Source organism: Arenimonas sp. GDDSR-1 (assembly GCF_025980345.1).
Classification (GTDB): Bacteria; Pseudomonadota; Gammaproteobacteria; order Xanthomonadales; family Xanthomonadaceae; genus Arenimonas.
In genome coordinates this window covers 1-26,075 of record NZ_JAPDUI010000009.1, presented here as the reverse complement: position 1 = coordinate 26,075, position 26,075 = coordinate 1, and the positions used below count along the sequence as shown (strand labels likewise).

At 63.3% G+C, this 26,075-nt stretch carries 27 protein-coding genes, 1 other RNA gene and 2 pseudogenes; 9 read left to right on the top strand and 21 right to left on the bottom strand.

Annotated elements, in window-relative coordinates:
- Position 1: 1 nt before the first annotated feature.
- The 12 genes from Q0W88_RS03015 to mraZ are packed head-to-tail and all read right to left on the bottom strand — an operon-like array spanning position 2 to position 12,827.
- Complete coding sequence (locus Q0W88_RS03015; protein WP_297799860.1) at positions 2-745, bottom strand: cell division protein FtsQ/DivIB; 744 nt, start codon at positions 743-745, stop codon at positions 2-4.
- The gene (locus tag Q0W88_RS03010; protein ID WP_297799858.1) at positions 745-1,683 is read right to left on the bottom strand and encodes a D-alanine--D-alanine ligase; all 939 of its coding nucleotides are present in this window, start codon (positions 1,681-1,683) and stop codon (positions 745-747) included. The genes Q0W88_RS03015 and Q0W88_RS03010 overlap by 1 nt, the downstream gene beginning before the upstream one ends.
- On the bottom strand, positions 1,680-3,113 hold the full coding sequence (gene murC / locus Q0W88_RS03005; protein WP_297799857.1) for a UDP-N-acetylmuramate--L-alanine ligase: 1,434 nt from the start codon (positions 3,111-3,113) through the stop codon (positions 1,680-1,682). The genes Q0W88_RS03010 and murC overlap by 4 nt, the downstream gene beginning before the upstream one ends.
- The gene (gene murG, locus Q0W88_RS03000; RefSeq protein WP_297799856.1) at positions 3,110-4,192 is read right to left on the bottom strand and encodes an undecaprenyldiphospho-muramoylpentapeptide beta-N-acetylglucosaminyltransferase; all 1,083 of its coding nucleotides are present in this window, start codon (positions 4,190-4,192) and stop codon (positions 3,110-3,112) included. The genes murC and murG overlap by 4 nt, the downstream gene beginning before the upstream one ends.
- A complete protein-coding gene (gene ftsW / locus Q0W88_RS02995; protein WP_297799854.1) occupies positions 4,189-5,472 on the bottom strand; it encodes a putative lipid II flippase FtsW in 1,284 nt (427 codons plus the stop codon). The genes murG and ftsW overlap by 4 nt, the downstream gene beginning before the upstream one ends.
- On the bottom strand, positions 5,472-6,554 hold the full coding sequence (gene mraY / locus Q0W88_RS02990) for a phospho-N-acetylmuramoyl-pentapeptide-transferase (protein WP_297799853.1): 1,083 nt from the start codon (positions 6,552-6,554) through the stop codon (positions 5,472-5,474). The genes ftsW and mraY overlap by 1 nt, the downstream gene beginning before the upstream one ends.
- Complete coding sequence (gene murF / locus Q0W88_RS02985; RefSeq protein WP_297799852.1) at positions 6,544-7,929, bottom strand: UDP-N-acetylmuramoyl-tripeptide--D-alanyl-D-alanine ligase; 1,386 nt, start codon at positions 7,927-7,929, stop codon at positions 6,544-6,546. The genes mraY and murF overlap by 11 nt, the downstream gene beginning before the upstream one ends.
- Positions 7,926-9,401, bottom strand: a complete 1,476-nt coding sequence (locus tag Q0W88_RS02980; protein WP_297799850.1) for a UDP-N-acetylmuramoyl-L-alanyl-D-glutamate--2,6-diaminopimelate ligase — start codon at positions 9,399-9,401, stop codon at positions 7,926-7,928. The genes murF and Q0W88_RS02980 overlap by 4 nt, the downstream gene beginning before the upstream one ends.
- Positions 9,398-11,164, bottom strand: coding sequence for a penicillin-binding protein 2 (locus tag Q0W88_RS02975; protein ID WP_297799848.1), 1,767 nt, complete (start codon positions 11,162-11,164; stop codon positions 9,398-9,400). Before Q0W88_RS02975 ends, Q0W88_RS02980 begins: the two co-directional genes overlap by 4 nt.
- Positions 11,161-11,415, bottom strand: a complete 255-nt coding sequence (gene ftsL, locus Q0W88_RS02970; protein ID WP_343212525.1) for a cell division protein FtsL — start codon at positions 11,413-11,415, stop codon at positions 11,161-11,163. The genes Q0W88_RS02975 and ftsL overlap by 4 nt, the downstream gene beginning before the upstream one ends.
- A gap of 11 nt (positions 11,416-11,426) precedes the next feature.
- Positions 11,427-12,377, bottom strand: coding sequence for a 16S rRNA (cytosine(1402)-N(4))-methyltransferase RsmH (rsmH, locus tag Q0W88_RS02965; RefSeq protein WP_297799843.1), 951 nt, complete (start codon positions 12,375-12,377; stop codon positions 11,427-11,429).
- A 3-nt stretch (positions 12,378-12,380) separates the two neighbouring features.
- Positions 12,381-12,827, bottom strand: a complete 447-nt coding sequence (gene mraZ, locus Q0W88_RS02960) for a division/cell wall cluster transcriptional repressor MraZ (protein ID WP_297799841.1) — start codon at positions 12,825-12,827, stop codon at positions 12,381-12,383.
- Between the two features lie 161 nt (positions 12,828-12,988).
- Between mraZ and Q0W88_RS02955 the strand changes: the two genes are divergently transcribed.
- The 3 genes and pseudogenes from Q0W88_RS02955 to Q0W88_RS02945 form a co-directional block, all read left to right on the top strand.
- Positions 12,989-13,159, top strand: coding sequence for a hypothetical protein (locus Q0W88_RS02955; protein ID WP_297799838.1), 171 nt, complete (start codon positions 12,989-12,991; stop codon positions 13,157-13,159).
- 23 nt (positions 13,160-13,182) lie between these two features.
- Complete coding sequence (locus Q0W88_RS02950) at positions 13,183-14,004, top strand: DUF6159 family protein (protein WP_297799836.1); 822 nt, start codon at positions 13,183-13,185, stop codon at positions 14,002-14,004.
- Positions 14,001-14,327 (top strand): annotated as a pseudogene (locus Q0W88_RS02945) (DUF5329 domain-containing protein); the annotation flags it as partial. The gene Q0W88_RS02950 and the pseudogene Q0W88_RS02945, both read left to right, overlap by 4 nt.
- Positions 14,328-14,359: 32 nt before the next feature.
- Here the strand turns inward: Q0W88_RS02945 and rnpB are convergent.
- Positions 14,360-14,708: RNase P RNA component class A (rnpB, locus tag Q0W88_RS02940), an RNA gene on the bottom strand.
- Between the two features lie 92 nt (positions 14,709-14,800).
- Here rnpB and Q0W88_RS02935 point away from each other — a divergent pair.
- Entirely contained in the window at positions 14,801-15,274 is a 474-nt protein-coding gene (locus Q0W88_RS02935; RefSeq protein ID WP_297799834.1) for a hypothetical protein, read from the top strand.
- Here the strand turns inward: Q0W88_RS02935 and rsmI are convergent, their stop codons facing one another.
- A complete protein-coding gene (gene rsmI / locus Q0W88_RS02930; RefSeq protein WP_297799832.1) occupies positions 15,275-16,105 on the bottom strand; it encodes a 16S rRNA (cytidine(1402)-2'-O)-methyltransferase in 831 nt (276 codons plus the stop codon).
- Positions 16,106-16,164: 59 nt separating this feature from the next.
- Between rsmI and Q0W88_RS02925 the strand changes: the two genes are divergently transcribed.
- From Q0W88_RS02925 to yjjJ, 4 genes are all read left to right on the top strand, one after another.
- Positions 16,165-17,355 carry a penicillin-binding protein activator gene (locus Q0W88_RS02925; RefSeq protein WP_297799830.1) on the top strand — a complete coding sequence of 397 codons (1,191 nt, stop codon included), beginning with the start codon at positions 16,165-16,167 and terminating at the stop codon, positions 17,353-17,355.
- Positions 17,345-17,731 carry a YraN family protein gene (locus tag Q0W88_RS02920; RefSeq protein ID WP_297799829.1) on the top strand — a complete coding sequence of 129 codons (387 nt, stop codon included), beginning with the start codon at positions 17,345-17,347 and terminating at the stop codon, positions 17,729-17,731. The genes Q0W88_RS02925 and Q0W88_RS02920 overlap by 11 nt, the downstream gene beginning before the upstream one ends.
- The gene (locus Q0W88_RS02915) at positions 17,731-19,104 is read left to right on the top strand and encodes an FAD-linked oxidase C-terminal domain-containing protein (RefSeq protein WP_297799827.1); all 1,374 of its coding nucleotides are present in this window, start codon (positions 17,731-17,733) and stop codon (positions 19,102-19,104) included. Before Q0W88_RS02920 ends, Q0W88_RS02915 begins: the two co-directional genes overlap by 1 nt.
- Before the next feature lie 97 nt (positions 19,105-19,201).
- On the top strand, positions 19,202-20,521 hold the full coding sequence (gene yjjJ, locus Q0W88_RS02910) for a type II toxin-antitoxin system HipA family toxin YjjJ (RefSeq protein ID WP_297799824.1): 1,320 nt from the start codon (positions 19,202-19,204) through the stop codon (positions 20,519-20,521).
- Here the strand turns inward: yjjJ and Q0W88_RS02905 are convergent.
- The 7 genes and pseudogenes from Q0W88_RS02905 to glyA all read right to left on the bottom strand — a co-directional run bounded on the left by Q0W88_RS02905 (position 20,518) and on the right by glyA (position 25,181).
- On the bottom strand, positions 20,518-21,009 hold the full coding sequence (locus Q0W88_RS02905; protein ID WP_297799822.1) for a phosphatidylglycerophosphatase A: 492 nt from the start codon (positions 21,007-21,009) through the stop codon (positions 20,518-20,520). The genes yjjJ and Q0W88_RS02905 overlap by 4 nt on opposite strands.
- Positions 20,999-21,976, bottom strand: a complete 978-nt coding sequence (thiL, locus tag Q0W88_RS02900; protein ID WP_297799819.1) for a thiamine-phosphate kinase — start codon at positions 21,974-21,976, stop codon at positions 20,999-21,001. The genes Q0W88_RS02905 and thiL overlap by 11 nt, the downstream gene beginning before the upstream one ends.
- On the bottom strand, positions 21,973-22,461 hold the full coding sequence (gene nusB, locus Q0W88_RS02895; RefSeq protein WP_297799891.1) for a transcription antitermination factor NusB: 489 nt from the start codon (positions 22,459-22,461) through the stop codon (positions 21,973-21,975). The genes thiL and nusB overlap by 4 nt, the downstream gene beginning before the upstream one ends.
- Before the next feature lie 69 nt (positions 22,462-22,530).
- Positions 22,531-22,920, bottom strand: a pseudogene (locus Q0W88_RS02890) (GNAT family N-acetyltransferase); the annotation flags it as partial.
- Positions 22,917-23,423, bottom strand: coding sequence for a transcriptional regulator NrdR (gene nrdR / locus Q0W88_RS02885; RefSeq protein ID WP_297799818.1), 507 nt, complete (start codon positions 23,421-23,423; stop codon positions 22,917-22,919). The gene nrdR and the pseudogene Q0W88_RS02890, both read right to left, overlap by 4 nt.
- The gene (locus Q0W88_RS02880; RefSeq protein WP_297799815.1) at positions 23,423-23,920 is read right to left on the bottom strand and encodes a hypothetical protein; all 498 of its coding nucleotides are present in this window, start codon (positions 23,918-23,920) and stop codon (positions 23,423-23,425) included. Before Q0W88_RS02880 ends, nrdR begins: the two co-directional genes overlap by 1 nt.
- Before the next feature lie 10 nt (positions 23,921-23,930).
- A complete protein-coding gene (glyA, locus tag Q0W88_RS02875; protein ID WP_297799813.1) occupies positions 23,931-25,181 on the bottom strand; it encodes a serine hydroxymethyltransferase in 1,251 nt (416 codons plus the stop codon).
- Positions 25,182-25,325: 144 nt separating this feature from the next.
- Between glyA and Q0W88_RS02870 the strand changes: the two genes are divergently transcribed.
- Positions 25,326-26,075, top strand: a 750-nt coding sequence (locus Q0W88_RS02870) for an ATP-binding cassette domain-containing protein (protein ID WP_297799811.1), incomplete at its 3' end; no start/stop codon positions are given.

Below are 26,075 nucleotides of genomic sequence, written 5' to 3'. Positions count from 1 at the left end.
GTCAGGCGGGTTCCTGTGGGTTCGTTATCGGTTCGGCCGGCGCCGGCGCGGGCACCGCCCGCCAGGTCAACGCGAATCCGTTGGTGTAGCGCAGGTCGGCATGCACCAGGCGGCGCGGCTCTTCCCGTTTGATTTTCGGCAGCAGCGCGACGAAGCGCGCAAGGCGGCCATCGGCATCATTGCGGCCGATATCGAGCACCAGTCCGTCGGACAGCACCACGCGCCAGGCGTTGCGCTCGCTGATGCTGAGTTCGGCGATGCCCAGGCCGACCGACTGGAACAGCGGCTGCGCCTTGGCATAGAACGCGACCATGTCCTGCGCCTGCAGCGGATGGCCGTTGAATGCCGGCAGTTTGGGCAGCCTGGTCTTCGGCATGGTGAATACCGAACCCTGTTCGGCCAGCATCTGTTTGCCGTTCCAGACCGCCAGCGGGCGGTATTCATGGATCTGCACGATCAGCGTATCCGGCCACTGTTTGCGGACTTCGACCCGCTCGACCCAATGCAGGGCCTGCAGTCGGGCATTGATGGCATTCAGGTCGACGGCGAAAAAGCCCTGCTTGAGATATGGCGCCGCCGCGATGCGGACCTGTTCCTGGCTGACGAACGCGAACGGCGCGCTGACCTGCAGACGCTTCATCGGCCAGTGTTGGCCGCCGACCCAGCCGTTGAGCACGGCCACCACCGGCGTGGCCAGAATGGCCAGCACCAGCAGTCCGAGCAGCAGGCGGCGGAAGGTCGGCATCAGCGCGCGTCTCCCAGACTGGATTCGAGAACCAGCCAGCACAGGGTTTCGAAATCGATGCCGATCTGCTGCGCCGCTTTCGGCACCAGCGAGTGCGAGGTCATGCCGGGCGCGGTGTTGACTTCCAGCAGATAGAAACGGCCATCGGCATCGCGCATGACATCGACGCGGCCCCAGCCGCTGCAGCCGGCAGCGCGGAATGCGGCCAGCGCCAGCGCACCGATGGCCAGTTCATCCGCGCCCTCGAGTCCGGGGCACAGATACTGGGTATCCTCGGCCACGTATTTCGCGTGATAGTCGTAGTACTCGCCGGCCGGCACGATGCGGATCGAAGGCAGGACGCGCTCGCCGAGTATGGCCACGGTATATTCCTGACCGACGATCATCTGCTCCATCAGCAGTTCGCCCGGATAGCGTTTGGCCAGATCGACCGCGGCGGCCAGATCGGCTTCGGCGAACACCCGGCTGACGCCGACGCTGGAGCCTTCGCAGGACGGCTTGACGATGACCGGCAACCCGAGATCGCGGGCCGCGGCGGCGACATCGGCGCCGGGCGCCAGACGCGCATAACGCGGAGTCGACAGACCCAGCGACAGCCAGATCTGTTTGGTACGGATTTTGTCCATGCTCAATGAGGAGCCGAGCACATCGGAGCCGGTAAACGGCACGCCGAAGGCCTCCAGCAGCCCCTGCAGGACGCCGTCTTCGCCGCCGCCCTTGTTGCCGTGCAGAATGTTGAATACCCGGTCGACTTTCCTGTCGACCAGCAGCGTGACCAGTGCCGGAATGCCGTCGACCGCGAAGGCATCGATGCCCTGGCCCTGCAGCGCGGCCAACACGTTACTGCCGGAATCCAGCGAAACCTCGCGCTCGGAACTGCTGCCGCCCATCAGTACGGCCACCCGGCCGAAACGTTTGGGGTCGTGTACGGTCTTCATGCTTTGTGCTCCAACTGCAGGCCGCTTGCGGCCAATTCATTCGCTACCGCGCCGATGTCGCCGGCGCCCATCACCAACAGCAGATCGCCGTCCTGCAACACGTCGCCCAGGATCTGCGGCAGCGCTTTGGCCGGACCGGCCACCACCGGATCGAGTCGGCCGCGGGCACGGATGGCGCGTGCCAGGGACTTGGCGTCGGCACCGAGGATCGGCGCTTCGCCGGCGGCATAGACCTCGGTCAGCACCACCGCATCGGCTTCGGAAAGCACGGCGGTGAATTCATCGAACAGATCGCGGGTGCGTGAATAGCGGTGCGGCTGGAAAGCCACCACCAGACGTTTGTCCGGCCAGCCGCCGCGGGCGGCCGCGAACACCGCCGCCAGCTCGCTCGGATGGTGGCCGTAATCATCGACCAGCAGGGCGCTGCCCTGTTTGAGGGCCAGCTCGCCTTTGATGTTGAAACGGCGGCCGACACCCTGGAATTCGCTCAAGGCTTTGGCAATGGCTTCCGGCGCCACACCGAGCTGCCAGGCGATGGCGGCGGCGGCCAGGGCATTGAGCACGTTGTGTTTGCCCGGCATGTTCAAGGCCACGGCCTGGTTCACGCCATCGGGCAGATGCAGCGTGAAGTGCATCTGGCCGCCGATCTGGCGGACCTCGGTGGCGCGCACTTCGGCCGCTTCGCGGAAGCCGTAGGTCAGGCAATGCCGCGGCATTTCATCGGCCAGGGCGCGCACTTCATCGTCCTCGATGCACAGCACGGCCAATCCATAGAATGGCAGCCGGTGCAGGAATTCCGAGAAGGCCTGCTTCACGCGGTTGAAATCGCCGCCGTAGTTTTCCAGATGGTCGGCTTCGATGTTGGTGACCACGGCCACCAGCGGATTGAGGCGCAGGAAACTGCCGTCGCTTTCATCGGCTTCGGCCACCAGCCATTGCCCGGAACCGAGCTGGGCATTGGCACCCGCAGAAAGCAGCTGGCCACCGATGACGAAGGTCGGATCCATGCCGCCTTCGCGCAGCACGCTGGCGGTCAGCGAAGTGGTGGTGGTCTTGCCGTGCGTGCCGGCGATGGCGATGCCGCGCTTGAAGCGCATCAATTCGGCCAGCATTTCGGCGCGCGGAACGATCGGAATGCGTTTCTCGCGGGCGGCGCGGTGCTCGGGGTTGTCGGACTTGATGGCGCTGGAAACCACCACCACATCGGCACCCTCGATCTGTTCGGCGGCGTGGCCTTTGTACACGGTCGCGCCCATGTCCTGCAGGCGTTTTGTCGCACGGCTCTCGCTTTGATCGGAACCGCTGACCTGATAGCCAAGCGTGACCATCACTTCGGCGATGCCGCTCATGCCCGAGCCGCCGATGCCGATGAAATGCACGCGCGGAAAGGCGCGGGCCAGATCACCGTCTTTCATTAAACGCCGCTTCATGCCGCCATCTCCCGAACAATCAAATCCGCAACATCGTTGGCCGCCTGCGGATAAGCCGCGGCACGCGCGGCTTCGGCCATGACCAGACGGCGCCGGGGATCGGCCGCCAGCATGGCCAGCGCATGCGTGATGTTTTTCGCCAGCAATTCATCCTGGCGGAACCACTGGCCGCCGCCCTGCTGCTGGAGGTATTCGGCATTGCGGGCCTGATGGTCATCCACCGCGGTCGGCAGCGGAATCAGGAGTCCGGCCACGCCGGCCGCGCAGATTTCGGCCACGGTCAATGCGCCGGCGCGGCCGATGACCACATCGGCCCAAGCGTAGGCCTGCGCCATGTCGGTGATGAAGGGCTCGATGTCGGCATCGACACCAGCTGCCGCATACGCGGCACGTGCCTGCTCCAGCATTTTTTCGCCGCACTGGTGACGGATGGCGAAGCGGTGCGCGGACTGCAAACCGGCGAATACGCCCGGCAGGGTTTCATTGATGGCACGGGCGCCTTGGCTGCCGCCGAGAATCAGCACGCGCAGTGCGCCTTCGCGGCCGGCGAAGCGCTCAGCCGGCGTTGGCAGTGCGCTGATTTCCGGACGGACCGGATTGCCGACCACCTGATTGGCAATGCCCGGAAAGCTGTCGGGAAAGCCGGTCATCACCTGATCGGCAATCCGTGCCAATAACCGGTTGGTCAGCCCCGGCGCACGGTTCTGTTCATGCACCAGCAAGGGCCGGCCCTGCAACCAGGCGGCCAGACCGCCCGGGCCGGCGGTATAACCGCCGAAGCTGACCACCGCCGCCGGTTTGTGCCGGCGAATCAAGGCCGCGGCCTTGCGCACGGCGGTGAACACGCGCCATGGCGCCGCCAACAGACTGCGCAGGTTTTTACCGCGCAGACCCTTGATCGCCAGGGTTTCAATGGCAATGCCGTGCGCAGGAACCAAACGGGTTTCCATGCCGCCCTCGGAACCGAGCCAGAGCACCGGGATGCCGCGCACGCGCAGCGCTTCGGCCACGGCCAGACCGGGGAAAATATGACCCCCGGTGCCTCCGGCCATGATCATCACGGGCGACTTCGCACTCATACCGAAGCTCCTGCCGTCGGTTCGATGCGGCTACGGCCGCCCAGTCGGGCTGCCTGCTGCGCGGCATTCATGCCCGCGGGCGCGACATGACTGAAGCCCGAAGCATCCACCCGAACCGGTTCGCTGCGTTCACCGCGCTGGCGACGGGCGCGATCGAGTTCATAACTGATGCGCAACAGCAGACCCATGGCGGCGCAGGTCATCATCAGACTGGAACCACCGGAGGAAATCAACGGCAGGGTCAGGCCTTTGGTCGGCAATACGCCGAGATTGACGCCGATCGACACCGTGGCCTGGATGCTGATCCACAGACCGAGCCCGAATGCGCAGTAGGCGGCGAAAGGACGGTTCAATTCCAGACAACCCAGGGCGGTGCGGAATGCGCGCCAGGTCAGAATGCCGAACAGAGCCACCAGCGCACAGATGCCGATGAAGCCGAATTCCTCGGCAAATACCGAGAAAATGAAGTCGGTATGGGCTTCCGGCAGATAATCGAGCTTCAGCACGCTGCCGCCCAGACCGACACCGGTCAGACCGCCGCGGCCGATGGCAATGAAGGCCTGCACCAGCTGGAATCCGGAGTCGAACTGATCGGCCCAGGGGTCGAGGAAGGTGGTCAAGCGCTTTACCCGGTAGGGCTCCAGCCAGGCGATGAACGCCATGGCGATGCCGATCAGAATGGCCGGCCCGATGATGTGTTTCTGGTTGGCACCGCCCAGCCAGACCATGCACAGGGTGATGGCCAGCAGCAGCGCCGAAGAACCGAAGTCCGGCTGGATCAGCAGCAGCGCCACCAGGATGCAGGCGATGCCGATCGGTTTCAGCAGGGCTTTCAGGCTGACCGGAATCTGGTCGCGGTAGCGCACCAGATAACTCGACAGCCAGACGATGAACATCAGTTTCACGGCTTCCACCGCCTGGAAACCGAGCGGCCCCAGATGCACCCAGCGCCGTGCGCCGTTGACCGACTTGCCGAGGCCCGGAATCCAGACACTGAGCAGGGCCAGAAAACACAGCAACAGGAACAGGTAACCGTATTTCTCGATCTGCTTGATTTCGGTACGCAGCGCCACGGCCGCCAGACCCAGACCGACGGCGAGGAACATCAGATGGCGGTTGAAATAATAGAACGCGCCCTGCCCGGTCATCACCGCATACGACATCGAGCTCGACGCCACCATCACGATGCCCAGGCCGATCAGCGCGGTGATCGCGCACAGCATCCAGACATCGACATGGCCGCCCAGTTCATTGTATTTGGTGGCCTGCGGAATCGCCATCAGCGCACCTTCAGGGTCGCCAGCGCGACCAGAACGAGAATGACCGAGATGATCCAGAAGCGCACGATCACGCGCGGTTCGGGCCAGCCTTTGAGTTCGAAATGATGGTGGATCGGCGCCATGCGGAACACGCGCTTGCCGGTCAGCTTGAAGGACGCGACCTGGATCATCACCGACAGCGTTTCGATCACGAAGATGCCGCCCATGATCACCAGAATCAGTTCCTGGCGCACGATCACGGCAATGGTGCCGAGCGCGGCGCCGAGCGCCAGCGCGCCGATGTCGCCCATGAACACCATGGCCGGAAAGGTGTTGAACCAGAGAAAGCCCAGGCCCGCGCCGGCGATGGCGGCGCACACGATGGCCAGCTCGCCGGCACCGGGAACGGCCGGAATCTGCAGGTAGCCCGAGAACACGGCGTTGCCGGAGGCATAAGCGAAGATGCCGAGCCCGCCGGCGACCAGCACGGTCGGCATGATGGCCAGACCGTCGAGACCGTCGGTCAGATTGACCGCATTGGAAAAACCGACGATCCAGAAATAAGCGACCACCATGAACAGGGCGCCGAGCGGGATGGCGACATCTTTCAACAGCGGCAGATACAAGGTGGTGTTCGAGGGCGCATCGGCGGTATAAAACAGCACCACGGCCGCAATCGCACCGAACAGCGACTGCAGCGCATATTTATGGCGCGATTTCAGGCCGTTCGGATCGCGGCGCACGATCTTGATCCAATCGTCCAGCCAGCCGATCAGGCCGAAACTCACCAGCACCGCGAGCACGATCCAGACATAACGGTTGCGCAGGTCGGCCCAGAGCAGGGTCGACAGGCTGATGGTCATCAGAATCAGGGCGCCGCCCATGGTCGGCGTGCCGGCCTTGGAGAAATGCGACTGGGGGCCGTCAGTGCGGATCGGCTGGCCGCCTTTCAGCCGCGACAGCCGCTCGATCACTGCCGGGCCGAGCCAGAGCGAGAGCGCCAGCGCGGTCAGGGCGCCGAGAATGGCGCGCATGGTGATGTAATCGAACAGGGCGAACAGCCGGGCGAATTCCTGCAGCCAACGTGCCAATTCAAGCAGCATCCGGTTTCTCCTGGGTTCCGTGGGTATGCAACAGCGCGCTCACGACCTCATCCATCCGGCTCGAGCGCGAACCTTTGACCAGCAGCCGCTGGTTGCCCTGCAGGCTGTCATTCAGCGCGGCGATCAGCGCCGGGCGGTCGGCGAAATGCCGGGCACCGGATCCGAAAGCATCGCTTGCGGCGGCACTGAGCACGCCGCAGGTCATCAATCGGGTAATGTTCTGGCTTTTCGCCGCAGCGCCGATCTGCGCATGCAGGTCCGCCGCGGTGCCGCCCAGTTCGGCCATATCTCCGAGCACCAGAACCGACTGTTTGCCGTCAAGCGCGCAGGCCGCCGCCAGTGAAGCGATGCCGGCAAGCACCGAACCGGGATTGGCGTTGTAGCTGTCATCGATGAGCACCGCACCGTTGCCCAGCAGCTTGCCGTCCTGACGTCCGGCGACCGGACGGGCTGATTGCAGTCCGGCGGCGATGGCCTCGAGCGGAGCGCCGGCGGCCAAGGCCATGGCGGTAGCGGCCAGGGCATTGAGAATATTGTGCCGGCCTGGCATCTGCAGATCGATACCGGCACGGCCGGCCGGAGTAATCAACTCGAAGCGCGAGCCCTCGGCGGTCAAGGCAATGCCTGACGCAGTGACATCGGCGTTGTTCTCCAGACCGAAGCGCAGTACGCCGCGCCCGGCAATGCGCTCGAGGAAATACGGGCAGAACGCGTCGTCGACATTGACCACGGCCAGACCGTCATCGGGCAGGGCCTCGTAAATCGCGCCTTTGGTTTCGGCGATGCCGAGCAGCGAGCCCATGCGCTCGATATGCGCCGGTGCGATGTTGTTGACCAGCGCGATGTTGGGCGTGACGATGCTGGTCAGGTAGGCGATGTCGCCCGGCTTGCCGGCACCCATTTCATAGATGGCGAACTGCGCGTCTTCCGGCGCATCGATGACCGCCAGCGGCAGTCCGATTTCGTTGTTGCGGTTGCCGGGATTGACGTAGGCTTTGCCGGCTTCCTGAAGGATGGCATGCAGCAGGGTCTTCACCGAGGTCTTGCCGTTGCTGCCGGTCAACGCCAGCACCACCGCAGGACGGCTGGTGGCGAAACCGCCGGCCATTTCGCCGAGCGCTTCTTCGGTATCGGCGCACAGGACGGTCGGCAGATCGGAATCCACCGGTCGGTGCGTCAGCAGCGCCGCAGCACCATTGGCTTTGGCCTGATTGACGAATTCATGGGCATCGAAACGTTCGCCCTTCAGGGCCACGAACAAGGCCCCGCGCAGATCATCGCGGCTATCGGTGCTGATGCGCGAGATCGACACATCGTCGCCGAGCAGGCGCCCTTCGCACCATAGCGCAAGCTGCGAGAGCATGACCGTTCTCATGCCGCCTCCTGCAGGAATTCGGCGGCGATGGCGCGGTCGTCGAACGGCGCCTTGACGCCGTCCACTTCCTGATAGGTTTCATGGCCTTTGCCGGCGATCAGCACGATATCCTGCGGACCTGCGGCGGCGATGGCTTCGGCAATGGCGGCACGACGGTCGCGCTGGATCCGGACGGCCTCGGCCTTGTCAAAGCCGGCGCGGATTTCGGCAACGATGGCGTCGCCGGATTCGCTGCGCGGATTGTCATCGGTGACCCAGACCGCATCGGCCCATTGCTCGGCGCTGGCGGCCATCAGCGGGCGCTTGCTGCGATCGCGGTCGCCGCCGCAGCCGAACACGCAGATCAAGCGGGCCTGGCTGTGCGCACGCAGGGTTTTCAGCGCCTGCTCAAGCGCATCAGGGGTATGGGCATAATCGACCACCACCAGCGGTTTGCCGTGCAAGCCGCCCAAGCGGCTCATGCGGCCGTCGACCGGACTCAGGCGTCCGAGCAGGGCGGCGACATCGCCCAGACCCATGCCGTCGGCGAGCAGAACGCCGGCAACGGCCAACAGGTTATCGGCATTGAAACGGCCCAGAAGCGGCGATGCCACGGTAGCCCGTTCGGCGCCGTGAACCAGCATGAAGTGCATGCCGTCCAAGCCGAGCACCAGCGCTTCGGCTCGCAGATCGGCCTCCCTGCCCTGCGAAGAGGTCCGGAGGCATTGCAGTCCGTGCGGCAGATTTTCCGCCAGCTGGCGGCCGTGCGCGTCATCGATGTTGATGACCGCATGACGCAGTCCGGGCCAGGCGAACAGCTTCGCCTTGGCTTCGAAGTAGGCCTGCATGCTGCCGTGGTAGTCCAGATGGTCCAGTGTCAGATTGCTGAATACGGCGGTATCGAAGGCGACCGCATCCACACGCCCCTGATCCAGGGCGTGCGAGGACACTTCCATCGCCACCGCCTGCGCGCCGTCATCGCGCATCGTCGCCAGGGCGCGGTGCACGGCGATGACATCGGGCGTGGTGCGTTCGCCGGACTGCAGCCGGCCGTAGAGCCCGGTGCCGAGCGTTCCGATGGTACCGGCTGTGCGGCCTTGCAGCGTGAAGGCCTGCGCGATCAATTGCACGGTCGAGGTCTTGCCATTGGTGCCGGTCACCCCGACCATGGTCATCGCCTGCGACGGGGCGCCGAAGAACCGGCTGGCAATCTGTGCCTGCAGGGTTTTCAGGGCCGGCACCGGCACGGCATTGTCCGGGATGAATGCGCTTCCCGGAACCGGTGTTTCATAAAGCACCACCGCCGCCTTGGCGGCCTGCTCGGCACGCAGATACGACAGGCCGTGCGTAGTCAGACCCTGCACCGCGATGAAAGCATCGCCCGGCTGCAGGGCGCGCGAATCGGCGGTCATGCCGGTCAGCACACGATCGTCCTGTCCGGAAACGTCAAAAAGGCCATCGGCCAATTCATGCAAGCGCATCTGCCGGCTCATTGCCGCAGCTCCGCGTCCGGTGGCGGGGCGGCCAGAGCCGTTACCGGCGTTGCGCTTGCCGGCGGCACTGTCGGTGCACGTTCGGCATACCACTGTTCGATATTGTCGGGCGGCACATCGAGCAGGCGCAGCGAACCTTCCATCACATTCTTGAACACCGGCGCCGAAACCACGCCGCCGGTATAGCCCAGACTCGGATCGGGATCCTGCAGCACCACCACCATCGAGAACCGGGGGTTATCGACCGGCACCATGCCGGCGAAAAACGCGTTGTAACGGCGGGAGTAACCGCCGCCATCGGCCATGCGCGCGGTTCCGGTTTTTCCGGCGACGTGATAGCCGCGCACTGCCGCCTGGGTCGCGGTTCCGCCGGGTTCGGTCACGGTCTGCATCATCTTCACGATTTCATGCGCGACTTTGGGATCGAGGACCTGCTTGCTTTCGCCTTTGCCGCCCTTGACGAAGGTCGGGGTGATGGCGCGGCCGTCATTGCCGAGCGCGGCATAGGCGTGCGCCAGCTGCAGCGGCGTCACGCTCAGACCGTAACCGTAAGACATGGTCTGCTTGGAGGTTCCGCTCCACAGCGGCGGCGGCGGCAGGAAGCCGGGGCTCTCGCCCGGGAAGCCGCTGCCGGTGGTGGCGCCGTAACCGAAGCGGCGCATGAAGTCGTAGAAATCCTGGCTAGTCAAGCGGTGCACGATCATCGCGGCACCGACATTGGAACTCTTGCGGATGACCCCAGTGGTATCGAGCACGCCGTAATTATGGGTATCGGTGGTGCGGTATTTGCCGTTCGGAATCCAGCCCGGATTGGTATTGAAGATCGTTTCCGGGGTGATCTTGCCGGCTTCCAGCGCGGCCGCCACGGTCAGCGGCTTCATGGTCGAGCCCGGCTCCAATACATCGGTCACCGCCTTGTTGCGGCGGGTTTCGGGGCGAACGCCGCTGCGGGCATTCGGGTTGTAGGATGGATAGCTGACCATGGCCAGCACTTCCCCGGTGCGCACGTCGAGCACCACTGCGGTACCGGCTTTGGCACGGGTATCGAGCACGCCCTTCTTCAATTCGCTGTAGGCCAGATACTGGATGCGGCGGTCGATCGACAGCACCAGGTCCTTGCCGTTCTCGGCCGGCCGGATCAGGTCCACGTTTTCGACCACGCGGCCGCGACGGTCGCGGATGATTTTCTGTTTGCCCGGGGTGCCGGTCAGCCACTCGTCGAAGACCTTCTCCAGACCTTCCACGCCGTGTTCATCGAGATTGGTGGTGCCGATCAGCTGCGCCATGACCTCGCGGTGCGGATAGAAGCGGCGGAATTCGCGGCTGCTGTAGACGCCGCTGATGCCGAGATCGACCACTGCTTTGGCATCATCCGGATTCATGTGCCGGCGCAGATACATGAACTGCTTGTCTTTCTTCTGCGCCAGCTTGCGGGTCAGCGTTTCCAGCGGAATCTCCAGCGCTTTGGCCAGTTCCGGCACGCGTTTGCCATCAGCCATCAATTCCTTGGGGTTGACCCAGACCGACTCGACCGGACTGGACACCGCCAGCGGTTCGCCGTTGCGGTCGGTGATCATGCCGCGCGTGGTGGCGATGGTCACTTCGCGCAGGAAGCGCTCGTTGCCGGCGGCCTGCAGTTTATCCTCGGCCCACAGCTGCATGTAGGCGGCGCGCGCCACCACCACACCGCCGCACAGCAACAGTACGCCGACGATCATCACCAGGCGGGCCCGTGGCTGGCTGGCGCGCGATGCCGGCCTCATGGCTGCACCACCGTGGTTTCATTGTCGAGCGGAAAATGCATGCCGAGTTTTTCGGTGGCGATGCCGACGATGCGGTTGGTTTCCGACACGGTGGCCTGTTCGGTCTGCAGCCGGCGGAACTGGACGTTGAATTCGTCGCGCTGTTTCTGCAGACGGCTCAGATCGATGTAGGACTGCCGGTGCGAATGCCGCGAATACACGACCGATATCGCACTGCACAGCACCGCAACGAGCAGGGCCATCAGGGTCATCAGGCGCGGACTCACGGCGCACCCGCCTTTTCGGCCACGCGCAGCACGGCGCTGCGCGCACGCGGATTGGCGGCGACTTCGGCCGCTTCGGCTTTGGCGGCGCCGCCGACATCCTTCAGGCTGGCCCGGAACGCCGGTGCTTCCGGCATGCGGCGGTTGCCGGCCGGCGCCTTGGCATGGCGGGCGATGAACTGCTTGACGATGCGGTCTTCGAGCGAATGGAAACTGATCACCGCCAGACGGCCGCCGGGCTTGAGCAGATCATGCGCGGCCTGCAGCCCGGTCTGCAGGTCATCCAGTTCGCGGTTGATGAAGATGCGGATGGCCTGGAAGCTGCGTGTGGCCGGATGGATCTTGGCATCGAAGCGGCCGACCACGCCGGCGATGCATTCGGCCAGCTGCGCGGTGCGGGTAAACGGGGTTTCGGCGCGCTTGGCAACCAGCACCCGGGCGATTTTCCGGCTGGCTTTTTCTTCGCCGTACAGCCAGAGCACTTCGGCGATGTCCTTTTCGGAGGCCTGCGCCAGCCAGTCGGCGGCGCTTTGGCCGCGCGTGGTGTCCATGCGCATGTCGAGCGGACCGTCCTGACGGAAACTGAAACCGCGTTCGGCCACATCCAGCTGCGGCGAAGACACGCCCAGATCGAACAGCACGCCGTCCAGACCGCATTGGGCTTCCGGCCAGCCGGCCATTTCGGCGAACGAACCGTGATACAGGGCAACGCGGGCGTCGCCGGCGAAATGTTCGCGGGCATGGGCAATGGCTTCCGGATCCTTGTCCATCAGCAGCAGGTGGCCGTCCGGACCGAGCGCTTCGAGCAGCCCGCGGGCATGGCCGCCACGGCCGAAGGTGCCGTCAAGGTAGCGTCCATCGGGTTTTACGTGCAGGCCGTCCATAACCTCTTTCCACATCACGGGAAGGTGGCGGGGAGTCTGCATCGGCACAGAGGTCCCGTTCGCCATGGCTTAAATCCTCAGATCCAGCATGGCGTCGCTGATGTCATCCTCGACGATGGTGTGGCGGATCTGCGCCAGGTGGGCCTGTTCGCTCCAGAGTTCGAGTTTGCTGCCCATGCCGAGCAGCACGGCGCGTTTTTCGATGCCGGCGGCATTGCGGTGGCTGCCGGGCAGCAGCACGCGGCCGCTGTTGTCGGGCTCGAGCACGGTGGCGGCGCCGACCAGCTTGAGCTGCAGATTGCGATGGACTTTCTTGGCATTGGGCAGGGCGTTGACCTGGTCACGCACGGTTTGCCAGACCGATTCCGGGTACAGCCACAGACAGCCGGCTTCGTAGGGGTTGTAGGTCAGCACCAGGCGGTTGCCGCAGGCGCCCGCAACCAGATCGCGGAAGGCCGTCGGGATGGCCAAACGCCCCTTGTCGTCGATGCTGATGGCGGTTTCACCTTGAAACATATCCACAAATTCCCACTAATTTCCAGAATTTCCCTCGTTCTCCCACATTAGTATTCCAAAAAGGCAAAGTCAAGCACTTTTCATGAAAATTTCACAAGCCGAATCAAAGGCTTGCGCCAACTTAATAAAACGCTTTAAGAATCAAAGAATGGGCTTTGTTTATGTTGAATTTTAATAAATCAGCATTCGGTGCTGTTCTTTTCCACGGACTTATCCACAGGATCGTCCCCGGCCTGATTTCCCGCCCGGCCTATCCGGCCCTGCGCAAAAATCCGGAAATTTTCATCGGTGACTTCCGGCAGATGCGGCTTTGGCAAAATCTGCGACACTGAATGCTCACCATCGGAGGAAGCGCATGGAGCGTTTTGAACGCAGTTGGGATTTACTGAAAGCCTGTTTCGCGGTACTTCGCGAGGACAAGGAACTGATGCTGTTCCCGATCCTCTCGGGCTTTTCCGCATTGCTGGTGCTGGCCACCTTCGCCCTGCCGCTGTTTTTCACCCAGGCGTTTTCACACGGCTTCGGCCTGTTCGGCATGCTGGTCGCCTTCGCGTTTTATTTCAGCCAATACCTGGTGATTTTCTATTTCAACGCCGCGCTGGTCGGCGCCGCGCTCAAGCGCCTGGAAGGCGGCGATCCGACCTTTGCCGAAGGCATCGCCATCGCCAACGCCAACATCAGCGCTATCCTCGGTTATGCCGCCATCGCCGCCACCGTCGGCATGCTGTTGCGCGGCGGTCGCCGCCGCCGCGGACTGGAAGCCTTGGTGCGTTCCTTGGCCGGCATGGCCTGGACCCTCGGCACCTTTCTGGTGGTGCCGGTATTGGTCACGCGCAGAATCGGTCCGATCGACGCCATCACCGAAAGCGCGCGCCTGCTGAAGAAAACCTGGGGCGAGAACCTGATCGGCAGCGCCGGCATCTGGCTCGGCTTCGGAATCGTGACCTTCCTGTACATGGCGCTATCCGCGGTACTGGTGGTGCTGGCCGCGAAAGCCGGCATGGCGTTTGCCATCGCGCTCGGAGCCGTGCTGCTGCTCGGTCTGCTGCTGATCGGCGTGGTGAAAAGCGCGATCAAAGCGATTTACACCGCCGTGCTGTACCGTTATGCCGCCGAAGGCGCGGCGCCGGAAGGATTCGATGCCCGTCAGCTGAGCCTGGCCTTCGGCGCCCGGTGAAAACCGGTCTGTTCTGGCTTTTGCTGGCGTGCGGCGTGAATGCGCACGCCGGCGGTCTGCCGGCGGAAACCGACCGTGAAATCCAGCACCTGTTCACCGTGCTTGAACATTCCGACTGCCGGTTCCAACGCAACGGCACGTGGTACACGCCGCAAGAAGCGAGCGCGCACCTGCATCGCAAATACGAATATCTGCGCAACAAACAGCGGATAACCGATGCCGAATCGTTCATCACCCTGGGAGCGAGCAGCAGCAGTATGAGCGGCAAGGCGTATCAGGTGCAGTGCGGTGATCGACCGGCCGTTTCGAGCCGGTCGTGGTTTCTTCAGATACTCGCGATTGACCGGCAGAAAAGGGGCGGAGCTGGCCGATAAGCCGGGTTCTGTCGTGGACAACCATTCCTCTAGGCCCTGCGTCGCCGCAGGGCTCAAGCAGCACACCCGGGTGCGGATCGAGCCGATCCATAGCACCCCTATTTGGCCTTGCTCCGAGTGGGGTTTACCGTGCCCTGCGGCGTTAGCCCCGCAGGCGGTGGGCTCTTACCCCGCCATTTCACCCTTACCACGCACCTTGCGGCCGTTCGGCGGTTTGTTTTCTGTTGCACTGGCCGTCGGCTTGCGCCGCCCAGGCGTTACCTGGCACTCTGCTCTGTGGAGCCCGGACTTTCCTCGGCGCTTGCGCGACGCGGTTGTCTGGCCAACTCCGCCGTGCGTATTGTCGCACAGTCCGGCTGAACGTTTGCAATTGCAGCCCGCAGGGTCATAATGGGCTCCTGACCCCCAACCAAGGAATGTCTATGCGCCGTATCGTCACCCTGCTCAGCTCTGGCCTGCTGCTGGCCTCTGGATTCGTTGCCGCACAGGAAGCCACTCCCGTGGCGCCTGCACCCGCACCGGCCGTTGAAGCGACTCCTGCCGTTGAAGCCGCTCCGCCGCTCGACCGCAGCACCCTGAAGTATTCCAACAAATGGCGGATCACCTTCAATCACGAAGCCAAAAACGACGGCACCCTGGTGTTCCGCATGGTGATGAAAAACAGCGATGCCGAACCGGTCGTCGTGTCGATTCCGATCAGCAAAGGCACCGGCGAAAACAGTGCGGCCCGCAAAGTAAAAGGCGCCCTGCAAAGCGCCTTTCCGCGCGACTTCAATGTGGAAACCGATGACAACGAAAGCGTTCTGGTGAAGCTGAACATCATCGAAGGCGATTCGAACGTGACCCTGGTCAGCTCGGATGTCGAAGGCCTGAAAATCAAAATCAAGAAAGAATGATCATTCGCCGCCGTACAGCGCCTTGCGCGGCGCGCCGCTGAGTTCGGCCGCCAGCTTGGCGGCCTGCGAAGGTTTCATCACTTCGCTGAGCTTCGCATACAGACGCCGTCCTTCCCGAAGGGCGGCGTCTTCATTTTCCGGCGCGCCGGAAACGATGATGACGAATTCGCCTTTGCGCTGGTTCGGATCAGCTGCGACTTTCTCCGCGATCGAGGCCAACGTGCCATCCAGAACCGTTTCGAAAAGTTTGGTGATTTCGCGCGCCAGCACCGCTTCACGGTCGTCACCGAACGCCGCGCGCAGGTCGGCCAGACAGTCTTCAATGCGGTGCGCGCTTTCATAGAACACCAGGGTGCGCGTTTCGCCGGCCAGGGCATTCAAGCGCTCGCGCCGCGCCGCGGCTTTGTGCGGCGGAAAACCTTCAAAACAGAAGCGGTCGGAAGCAAGGCCGGCCACCGACAGTGCCGCGATGGCGGCGCACGGTCCGGGAACGGGCGATACCGTAACACCGGCGGCCCGCAGTTCGCGCACCAGCCGGTAACCCGGATCCGAAATCAAGGGCGTGCCGGCATCGCTGACCAGCGCCAGCGACTTGCCCGATTGCAATTGCGCCAGCACCTGCGCCACCCGCTCGGATTCGTTGTGTTCATGCAGGGCCAGCAGGGGCCGGTCCAGGCCTAGGGCGTTCAGCATCTGGCGGGTATGCCGGGTATCCTCGGCACAGATCAGATCGGCGCCGGCCAGCACATCACGCGCACGGGCACTCAAATCGCCCAGATTGCCGATCGGCGTGGCGACCACATACAAAGCGCCCTTTTTCAGCTCGAACATTGCTAAAATCCAGTCTGGAACTGCCTCCATCATAGCGTTTCACTGAAGGGAATTGGATTATGCGTGCATTGACCGCCGCTGCCGTGTTGTGTGTATTGACCGCCTGCAGCAGCGGCCCGACCCGGCCGCCGACCGCCGACCACACTCCGTCGCCGACACCGGCCGAGGCGCTGGCCCAGGCGCGCGCGAAAAACCAGCACTGGTTGGATCCGACGCTGATTAAAACCTTTCCGGAGTCGGGCGTCGCCGAGTACCGCCCGCCATCAAAATTGGCCGTGCTGCTGCCGCAGTCGGGCAATCTGGCCGTGGCTGGCAACGCCATCCGTGATGGACTGCTGTCGGCCTACTACGCGGAAGCGCGCAGCAAGCCCGGCATCCGTTTCTACGACACGCAAGGCAGCGCCGCCGGCGCCAAGGCCGCATTCGAGCGCGCGATGAAAGACGGCGCGCAGATGATCATCGGGCCGATCGGCAAGGACGAAGTCGCTGCCATCCACGACATCGCCGGCACCATTCCGGTGCTGGTGCTGAACCGGCTCGAAACGCCGAACAATCGGCATGTGCTGAATTTCTCCCTGAGCCCCGAGCGCGAAGGCGAACTCATTGCCGAACGCCTGCTCTCCAAAGGCCTGCTGCAGACCGCCGTATTCAGCCAAAGCAGCGACAGCAACAGCCGCATGCTGGCCGCCTTCGAAAAACGCTACCAATCGGGCGGCGGCAGCGTGCTGCTGAAAGCTCCGGCACCGGTATTCGGCAAAGATGCCGACGGCGCCGCCATCAATCCGGTGTTGCCCGAGGCCACCGCACAGGCCAAAGCGGTGCTGCTGCTGATGAGCGGCGACGCCGCCAAACCCGCGCGCGCCGCATTGGCGCTGAACGGCGCCGCCGGCATTCCGGTGTTTGCCGGTACCGACATCACCGACAGCAGCGATGCGAAAACCAATACGCAACTCGATGGCATCGAGTTCCTGCAGATGCCCTGGCTGATCAACCGCGGCAACAGCATGAACATCAGTGCTTCACAATTGCTGAAACTGCCGAGCGCACGCGGCCCGGGCGCGAAACTCAACGCCTTCGGCGCCGATGCCTGGCTGATCGCCACGCGCCTGCCGGTCTGGCTGGCCAGTCCGAACAGCGAAATCGGCGGCGCCACCGGCAGCCTGCATCTGGAACCGGACGGCCGCATCGAACGCACGCTGCCGTGGTCGGTATTCCGTGCCGGCGTGCCGCAAGCCGCGAATGGCCCCTGATCTCAGCCCGATGCAGCATCAGGGCCGACTGGCGGAAGACGCCGCGCTGGCCTTTCTGGAGAACCACGGCCTGCAGCTGCTGGCCCGCAATGCCCGTTACCGCGTCGGCGAGATTGATCTGATCCTTCGGCATGGCGATACCGTGGTGTTCGCCGAAGTCCGGCAACGCCGATCCGAGGCCTTCGGCGGCGCGGCGCAATCCATCGACCGCCGCAAAATGCGCAAATGCGCGCTGGCCGCGCAATGCTGGCTCAAACAACATCCGCATCATGCGCAGGCGCCCTGCCGTTTCGACGCCGTGCTGTTGAGCGGCCGCGAAGCCGCGTGGAAAATCGACTGGCTGCAGGCCGCGTTCGTGTTCGAGGATGTGTTCTGATGGACCGCAGCATCATCACCGCCTTCGAAACCGCCCTCGGCCACGAGGCTGTGCTCACCGCCGCCGCCGATTGCCTGGCCTACGGCTACGACAACTCCAGCTACCGCGCCAATCCGGCCATGGTGCTGCTGCCGGTTTACATCGAACAGGTGCAAGCCGCGGTGCGCCTCGCACGCCAGTACCAACTACCGCTGACCGCCCGCGGCCGCGGCACCAACACCACCGGCGCCAGCATACCGGTGGAGCGCGGCATCGTGATCAGCTTCGAGCGCATGCAACGCATTCTGGCCATTGCGCCCGGCGACCGCACGGCGGTGGTGGAACCCGGCGTGCTCAATGGCGATCTGCAGCAGGCCTTGGCGCCGCACGGCCTGTTCTGGCCGCCGGATCCGACTTCGGCACCGTATTGCAGCATCGGCGGCAACATCGCCTGCAATGCCGGCGGACCGCGCGCGGTGAAATATGGCGCCACCCGCGACAATGTGCTGGCGCTGAAAGCGGTGACCGGCACCGGCGAGCTGGTGGAATTCGGGGCACGCACCAACAAGAACGCGTCCGGTTTCGATCTGTCGCGCTTGCTGATCGGTTCCGAAGGCGGCCTGGCGCTGGTGGTGGAAGCGACGCTGAAACTGCAGCCGAAGCCGGCGGCAAGCCGCATGCTGCGCGCGCTGTACCGCGATGTCGAATCGGCCGCCGAAGCCGTGGCGCGCCTGATGGCGCAGCCGGAAACGCCGTCGATGCTGGAATTCATGGACGCCACCGCCCTCCGGCTGGCACGCGATATCGGCGGTGCCGATCTGCCCGATGCCGGCGCCTTGTTGATGATCGAGGGCGACGGCGATCTGGCGCGGCTTGACGCGCTGATGCAGATTCTGGCCACGCATGCCGGCGGCGAGGGCTGCATCGACATCGCCATTCCCGGCAGCAGCGACGAGCAGGCCAAACTGATGGCGGCACGGCGCGCGCTGTCGCCGGCGCTGCGCAGCCTGGCCAGCGGCAAGATCAACGAGGATGTGGTGGTGCCGGTATCGCGCGTGCCGGAATTGGTGCGTTTCGTCGAAGCGCTCAGCCGCGACGCCGGCCTGCTGATTGTGTGCTTCGGTCACATCGGCAACGGCAATGTACACGTGAATGTGATGTACGACAAAGCCGAAGCCACGCAGACCGCGACGGCCGAAGCCTGCGCGGAAAAACTGTTCACGGAAGTCCTTCGCCTGGGCGGCATGCTCTCGGGCGAGCACGGCATCGGCTTGGCCAAACGCGGGTTCATGGCTCAGGCCTTCACTCCGGAAACCCTGGCGATGATGCGCGGCATCAAAACCCTGTTCGATCCGGACGGGATTCTGAATCCGGGAAAAACACTGCCAGATTAAATCTGTAAAAATATTTGTAATATATTTTACATATGTTATTGTATTTATTATACATTAATTGTATTTACATCTGTAAATAAATCTGTAAAATAATTGCATGGCATACACCTTTGACATCCGATCCGAATTGCGGAACCGCGCCCCGCAATCCATGGCAGAGTTGTTGGCACGACTGGATATCAGCAGGCCAACGCTGGCCCAGCGCCTGAATTCGGAGCCTTCAATCGTCCGTTTGGGCCGCGCCCAACGTACCCGCTACGCTTTGCGGATTGCGGAGCCTGTATCCATTTATCGTGTTGACGAGCATGGCAAACTCGCGATGGATGGAATTCTGACCGAACTTTCCACCGGTTGGTTTTTTGATGCCACCGACAAATCTCCATTCCTGCAGGGCGATTTTCGCGACGGTTACTTTCCTGACTTGCCGTGGTTTGTACAGGATGTGCGCCCGCAGGGATTTCTTGGCCGTTCGTTCGCAAAACGACATGCAAAAGACCTGGGTTTACAGGAAGATCCCGAGCGTTGGACAAGTGCGCAGCTGCTGCACGCGCTCAGCGTCCATGGCGATGATTTGCCCGGCAATATACTGATCAGCCAGACTGCCGCCGAGCGCTTCATTCAGCATCGCAATACGCCAATAACGCCTGTTTTATTGAATGAGCGGGAATCGGCGTATGCAGCGAGCGCTGACAATGCATTGCAGGCCGGCCATGCCGGATCTTCGGCTGCTGGCGAGCAACCCAAATTTACTGCGGCACTTCGCACACATGATGCCGAAGTCATTCATGTCATTGTCAAGTTCAGCCCAGCCACGGACAGCCCCGAAGCGCAACGCTGGCGCGACTTGTTACGTTGCGAGCACTGGGCCGCAGAAGCGCTTCGTGAATCCGGTTTAGGTGCAGCGAAATCAGAACTCATCGAAGCCGATAGCCGCGTCTTTTTGCAAAGCACCCGCCATGACCGCATTGGCGCGAATGGCCGACGCCGGCAATTCAGCCTGGGCGCCTTTGATGATGCCTATTTCGGACTTCGCGATAACTGGTTTGATGCCGCAACGCGATTACATGCCGGCCAGTGGTTGAGCAAATCGGACGCCCAGCGGCTGCAGTCCCTTTATGTCTTTGGCTTGGCCATTCGAAACAGCGATATGCACTTCGGCAATATTTCCCTGATTGAAGGCCAAAGCGCGCCGCTGGCTCTTGCCCCCACCTATGACATGCTGCCGATGCAATTTCGACCAAACGCATTGGGGGAAATCAGCACGGGAGCGCTCTCCCCGGCATTGATACTGCCGGAACATGAGGCCGCCTATTCCCTTGCAAGGCCTGCCATTCACGGATTCCGAGAGCGATTCATGGCCGACTCCCGAATTACAGCATCATTCAAGGAACAGTTGAATCGTTCCCTTGCAATTTAAAATGATGGAAGAGCTGCAATAAAATAAAATACCGTCTTGGCAGATGCCAGCGCCAACAGCCCGGCAATCACATCATCGATCATCACCCCGAAGCCGCCGGAAAAGCGCCGGTCGGCCCAGCCGACCGGACCGCGTTTGACGATATCGAACAGACGGAACAGGGCGAAGGCCAGCGCATAAGCCGGAAGCGATTTCGGCAACAACAACAACGCGATCCACTGCCCGATGAATTCATCCCAGACGATATAGCCCGGATCTTTCACCCCGGTTTTGGCGATCATCCAGTTGCTGGCGCGCACACCGAGTTCAAAGCCGACGGCAATCACCAGCAGCTGCAGCCACACCGGCTGCTCGGCCATCAGCCCCCACCACAGCAGCAGTGCCAGCAGCGAGCCCGCGGTACCCGGTGCTTTTTTCGACAGACCGCTGCCGAAACCGAGTGCAATCCAGGCATAGGGATGTTTGAACAAGCGCTGATCAGTGAACATGAGTGGCCTCCGCGAAATGCCGGTAGCCGGTCTGTTCCAGCGCCAAGTGTTCGCCGTCCGGCGTCAGGCAACGCAGTCCGGGTTCGGCGGTGATGTGCCCGATCACCGAGGCGGTGACCCCGGCGGCCGCCATGACCTGCTCGATGGCGAAGGCTTCGGCCGGCGGCGCGGTGAAACACAGTTCATAATCGTCGCCGCCGGACAGCTGCAGGGCCCAACGGGCGGCATCGTCTTTGTGGAAATCGAGCAGACTGGCCGACACCGGCAGACGGCCGAGTTCCAGTTCGGCACCGACGCTGCTGCTCGAAAGAATATGCCCCAGGTCCTGTGCCAAACCATCGCTGATGTCGATGGCGGCGCTGGCCAGACCGCGCAAGGCCAGACCGGCGGCGACGCGCGGCGTCGGCCGGTCGAGCCGATGACGCAGTTTCATCGACTGCATCGGACCGTGTTTGTATTGCTGCAAGGCGGCCGCGGCATCGCCGAGCGAACCGGTGACCCAGACATCGTCACCGACACGGGCGCCCGCGCGGCGCAGGGCCGAACCGGCCGGTACGAAGCCCTGCACGGTCACGGTCACCGACAACGGACCGCGGGTAGTGTCGCCGCCGATCAAGGCCACGCGGTATTCCCCCGCCAAGTCCAGCAGACCTTCGGAAAAGTTCTGCAGCCAGTCCCAGTCCATGTCCGGCACCGTCAGCGCCAGACTCATCCAGGCCGGTTCCGCACCCATCGCCGCCATGTCGCTGAGGTTGACCGCAAGCGCCTTGTAGCCGATGTCGGCAGCACGCGTGTCTTCGGGAAAATGCACGCCGGAAACCAGCGTGTCGGTGCAGGTAATCAACTGCATGCCGGCTGGCACGCTGCAAATCGCGGCATCATCCCCGATGCCGAGCACCACATCGTCGCGGGCGCCGGATTGCTGCGCTTTGTTTTTCAGCCAGGCAATCCAGTCGAACTCGCTCATCCGCGGCGGGCGTTGAGCTCGGGCTGGCGCCAGATGCCGGCGGCTTGGTCGAGCACACCATTGACATAGGTATGGCCGTGATCGGAACCGAAACGCTTGGCGATTTCGATGGCCTCGTTGAGGATGACCCGGTAGGGCACATCGATGCGGTCACGCAGCTCGAGGGCGGCGATGCGCAGCACCGCGCGCTCGATCGGATCGACCTGTTCCATGGGGCGGTCGAGGCAATCGGCCAGGGCGGCGTCGAGTTCGCGGTAGCCGCCGATGACGCCGCGGACCAGTGCCTCGAAGTAGGGCAGATCGGCCACTTCCATGTCCTGCTCGTGGCTGAACTGCTCCAGTACGGTCTCGACCGGGGTCTGCGACAGCTGCCAGGCGTACACGGCCTGCAGGGCGCGGCGCCGGGAACGCGAGCGGGCGGCGGGGTCGATGCCGTCGGTACGGGCAGGTTTCATTGGAGTCCAATCAGCGGGGCGGAGGCTCATTTTACCGCAGCAGGGCGGGAGGCGCATGAACAGGCCGGCTCGCTCATGCAACAGCCATCCGGCAGCGGCGTAATAATCTTCGTGGTTCTCGGTGAACAGAAACCAGCGCGTATAGCCCAGGGCCGCGACCGCTTGCGCGGCGGCAGTCATCAGGGCCTGGGCCACGCCCTTGCCGCGCGCTTCGGGCACGATGTAGAAACTGGCCAGCCACGGCCCGGGCACATCGGCCATGTCCGGGGAGTCTTCCAGCAGCGCGCTGATCGAACCGATCAACACCGCATCGTCATACGCCAGCCAGGTGGCCGGCAGGCCGGGGTGCGCCAACTGGGCGCTGAACTCCGCCCGGGCACCGGCCTCATTCCATCCGGGAAAGAGGTCGGCCCACTCGCGCACATGCCAGGCCGCCAGGGTTTCGGCCACTCCGGGTTGGCCGCTCCAGCGCGCGATGCCCAGATTCATGGCTTCTTCGGATCGTCGAGCAGCGGCAGCTGTTCCGCCGCAAGTCCGGGCATGTCGCGTTCCAGGCGGGCGATTTCCTCGCGAAATTCCTCGATATCCTGGAATTTCCGGTACACCGACGCGAAACGCACATAGGCCACGTGATCGATTTTCTTCAGCTCGTCCATCACCAGGATGCCGAGCTGGCGCGAGGCGATTTCGCGGTCGGTGTGTTTCAGCAGGCGGTGCATGATGGCATGCACGGCGGCGTCGATCTGCTCGCCGGTGACCGGCCGCTTCTGCACCGCACGCTCGAAGCTGGTGCGCAGCTTGCGTTCCTCGAAGGCTTCGCGCCGGCCGTTGCTCTTCACCAGAGTCGGCATTTTCAGATCGGCCGATTCGTAGGTGTTGAAACGCTCGCCGCATTCGGCACATTCGCGCCGGCGGCGGATGGCCATGCCCTCTTCCACCACGCGGGTGTCGATCACGCGGGTGTCATCGTGCTGGCAGAACGGGCAATGCATCAGGCGGTCTCGGCCAAGGGGAACTGCAGGACGAACTCGCCTTTGACCGGCACTTGCCGCCAATCTCCGTTCAGGCGCAGGGCAGTGTCGAACATGGCCTGCCCGTCGGCTTCGGAAATCGTTGGTACGGCCACGCCGCGCATGGCGCAGGCGCCCTCCACCCCGGCGATGAACGCGCTGAAATCGAACACGCCCTGCCAGAGCTGGGTCTGCAGGCCTTCCACCACCGATTCGGCCTGCGCCACTTCGAAATGACGGACCGGGTCGATGTAGTCCCGAAAGTTCTTTTCGGCGAAAGCGATGTCGGCGCCTTTGGCCACCAAGCCAAGAAACCCTTCCTTCAAATGCAGCCGGCTTTCCACCACGGCATGCACCAGATCATGCGGCAGCACGCCCTGGCGTGGCATCTCGCAGCCGGTTTCGCTGCCGTCATCGCGCACAACACTCAGGCGATCGTATTTACCGCCGGACTCGAGCTTGCGGGCGATGAGTTTCACGCAGAAGTGCTTAGCCGTAAACCGGGAACATCCGGCACTGTTTGGTCACATTCTCGCGCACGCCGTCCAGCACCGCCTCGTTGGTGTGGTCGTCGAGCACATCGCAGATCCAGTTGGCCAAGGCCACGCAATCCGGCTCTTTGTAGCCGCGGGTGGTCAGCGCCGGGGTGCCGATGCGCAGACCGGAGGTCACGAAGGGCGAGCGCGGATCGTTCGGCACCGAGTTCTTGTTCACGGTGATGTGCGCTTTGCCCAGCGCGGCTTCGGCGTCTTTGCCGGTGATGTCGCGGCCGATCATGTCAATCAGCATCAGGTGGTTTTCGGTGCCGCCGGACACGATCTTGTAGCCGCGCGCCATGATGGCTTTGGCCATGGCCTGGGCATTCTTCACCACTTGCACCTGGTAGTCCTTGAATTCCGGTTCCAGCGCTTCCTTGAACGCCACCGCCTTGCCGGCGATCACGTGCATCAGCGGGCCGCCCTGGGTGCCGGGGAACACCAGCGACTGCAGTTTCTTTTCGATCTCTTCGTTGGCGCGGGCCAAGATGATGCCGCCGCGCGGTCCGCGCAGGGTTTTGTGGGTGGTCGAGGTCACCACATCGGCATGCGGCACCGGATTCGGATACACACCGGCGGCGACCAGGCCGGCCACGTGCGCCATGTCCACGAAGAAGTAGGCGCCGACCGATTTGGCAATCTCCGCCAAACGCGCCCAATCGACGATCTGCGAATAGGCCGAGAAGCCGCCAATCAGCATTTTCGGTTGGTGTTCGGTGGCCAGACGCTGCACTTCGTCGTAATCGATCAGGCCGTTTTCATCCACGCCGTACTGCACGGCGTTGTAGATCTTGCCGGAGAAGTTCACTTTCGCGCCGTGGGTCAAATGGCCGCCGTGGGCCAGGCTCATGCCCAGCACGGTATCGCCCGGATTCAACAGGGCCATGTACACCGCGATGTTGGCCGAGGAGCCCGAGTGCGGCTGCACGTTGGCGTAGTCGGCACCGAACAGCTGCTTGGCGCGCTCGATGGCCAAAGCTTCGGCCACGTCGACGAATTCACAGCCGCCGTAGTAACGCTTGCCCGGATAGCCCTCGGCGTACTTGTTGGTCAGTACCGAGCCCTGGGCTTCCAGCACACGCGGGCTGGTGTAGTTCTCCGACGCGATCAGCTCGACGTGGTCTTCCTGGCGCTGGCGCTCGTCGGCGATGGCTTTGGAGAGTTCAGCGTCGTACTGGGCAATGGTCTGGCTGCGGGCGAACATGGGGGAAGCCTCGGGGTCGGGGGGAGGCTTAAATTGTAGCTTGCACGCGCCCCGAGGGCTAGCCGAAACTGGCGGAAAACCCCTGAATAAGGGATAATTGGCGGCAATTCACCGCAAGATATCGGGCTTGGCCCAGGAATCCCCATGCAATACATTTACACCATGATCGGCGTCTCCAAGACCGTGCCGCCGAAGCGCGAAATCATCAAAGACATCTCGCTCAGTTTCTTCCCGGGCGCCAAGATCGGCCTGCTCGGCCTGAACGGCGCCGGTAAATCCACCGTGCTGCGCATCATGGCCGGCGTGGACACCGATTTCACCGGCGAGGCCCGCCCGCAGCCCGGCATCAAGGTCGGCTACCTGGAGCAGGAACCGCGCCTGAACCCCGAACACACCGTGCGCCAGGCCGTGGAAGAAGGCGTGGGCGAACTGCTGCATGCCCAGGCCGAACTCGACGCCGTGTACGCCGCCTATGCCGAGGAAGACGCCGATTTCGACAAACTGGCCGCCAAACAGCAGCGCTTGGAAGCCATTCTGGCCAGCGGCGATGCCGACACCCTGGAACAGCAGCTGGAAATCGCCGCCGACGCCCTGCGCATTCCGGCCTGGGACGCCATCTGCGGCAAACTCTCCGGCGGTGAAAAACGCCGCGTGGCGCTGTGCCGCCTGCTGCTCTCCAAGCCCGACATGCTGCTGCTCGACGAACCGACCAACCACCTGGACGCCGAATCGGTGGAGTGGCTGGAGCAGTTCCTGGCGCGCTACACCGGCACCGTAGTGGCCGTGACCCACGACCGTTACTTCCTGGAAAACGTGGCCGAATGGATCCTGGAACTCGACCGCGGCAAGGGCATTCCCTGGAAAGGCAACTACACCGCCTGGCTGGAACAGAAA

Excerpts from the sequence above, each read along its gene's own strand:
- Q0W88_RS03015 (WP_297799860.1), bottom strand. The coding sequence starts at position 745 with ATGCCGACCTTCCGCCGCCTGCTGCTCGGACTGCTGGTGCTGGCCATT.
- Q0W88_RS03010 (WP_297799858.1), bottom strand. The coding sequence starts at position 1,683 with ATGAAGACCGTACACGACCCCAAACGTTTCGGCCGGGTGGCCGTACTG.
- murC (WP_297799857.1), bottom strand. The coding sequence starts at position 3,113 with ATGAAGCGGCGTTTAATGAAAGACGGTGATCTGGCCCGCGCCTTTCCG.
- murG (WP_297799856.1), bottom strand. The coding sequence starts at position 4,192 with ATGAGTGCGAAGTCGCCCGTGATGATCATGGCCGGAGGCACCGGGGGT.
- ftsW (WP_297799854.1), bottom strand. The coding sequence starts at position 5,472 with ATGGCGATTCCGCAGGCCACCAAATACAATGAACTGGGCGGCCATGTC.
- mraY (WP_297799853.1), bottom strand. The coding sequence starts at position 6,554 with ATGCTGCTTGAATTGGCACGTTGGCTGCAGGAATTCGCCCGGCTGTTC.
- murF (WP_297799852.1), bottom strand. The coding sequence starts at position 7,929 with ATGAGAACGGTCATGCTCTCGCAGCTTGCGCTATGGTGCGAAGGGCGC.
- Q0W88_RS02980 (WP_297799850.1), bottom strand. The coding sequence starts at position 9,401 with ATGAGCCGGCAGATGCGCTTGCATGAATTGGCCGATGGCCTTTTTGAC.
- Q0W88_RS02975 (WP_297799848.1), bottom strand. The coding sequence starts at position 11,164 with ATGAGGCCGGCATCGCGCGCCAGCCAGCCACGGGCCCGCCTGGTGATG.
- ftsL (WP_343212525.1), bottom strand. The coding sequence starts at position 11,415 with ATGACCCTGATGGCCCTGCTCGTTGCGGTGCTGTGCAGTGCGATATCG.
- rsmH (WP_297799843.1), bottom strand. The coding sequence starts at position 12,377 with ATGGCGAACGGGACCTCTGTGCCGATGCAGACTCCCCGCCACCTTCCC.
- mraZ (WP_297799841.1), bottom strand. The coding sequence starts at position 12,827 with ATGTTTCAAGGTGAAACCGCCATCAGCATCGACGACAAGGGGCGTTTG.
- Q0W88_RS02955 (WP_297799838.1), top strand. The coding sequence starts at position 12,989 with ATGTTGAATTTTAATAAATCAGCATTCGGTGCTGTTCTTTTCCACGGA.
- Q0W88_RS02950 (WP_297799836.1), top strand. The coding sequence starts at position 13,183 with ATGGAGCGTTTTGAACGCAGTTGGGATTTACTGAAAGCCTGTTTCGCG.
- Q0W88_RS02935 (WP_297799834.1), top strand. The coding sequence starts at position 14,801 with ATGCGCCGTATCGTCACCCTGCTCAGCTCTGGCCTGCTGCTGGCCTCT.
- rsmI (WP_297799832.1), bottom strand. The coding sequence starts at position 16,105 with ATGTTCGAGCTGAAAAAGGGCGCTTTGTATGTGGTCGCCACGCCGATC.
- Q0W88_RS02925 (WP_297799830.1), top strand. The coding sequence starts at position 16,165 with ATGCGTGCATTGACCGCCGCTGCCGTGTTGTGTGTATTGACCGCCTGC.
- Q0W88_RS02920 (WP_297799829.1), top strand. The coding sequence starts at position 17,345 with ATGGCCCCTGATCTCAGCCCGATGCAGCATCAGGGCCGACTGGCGGAA.
- Q0W88_RS02915 (WP_297799827.1), top strand. The coding sequence starts at position 17,731 with ATGGACCGCAGCATCATCACCGCCTTCGAAACCGCCCTCGGCCACGAG.
- yjjJ (WP_297799824.1), top strand. The coding sequence starts at position 19,202 with ATGGCATACACCTTTGACATCCGATCCGAATTGCGGAACCGCGCCCCG.
- Q0W88_RS02905 (WP_297799822.1), bottom strand. The coding sequence starts at position 21,009 with ATGTTCACTGATCAGCGCTTGTTCAAACATCCCTATGCCTGGATTGCA.
- thiL (WP_297799819.1), bottom strand. The coding sequence starts at position 21,976 with ATGAGCGAGTTCGACTGGATTGCCTGGCTGAAAAACAAAGCGCAGCAA.
- nusB (WP_297799891.1), bottom strand. The coding sequence starts at position 22,461 with ATGAGCCTCCGCCCCGCTGATTGGACTCCAATGAAACCTGCCCGTACC.
- nrdR (WP_297799818.1), bottom strand. The coding sequence starts at position 23,423 with ATGCATTGCCCGTTCTGCCAGCACGATGACACCCGCGTGATCGACACC.
- glyA (WP_297799813.1), bottom strand. The coding sequence starts at position 25,181 with ATGTTCGCCCGCAGCCAGACCATTGCCCAGTACGACGCTGAACTCTCC.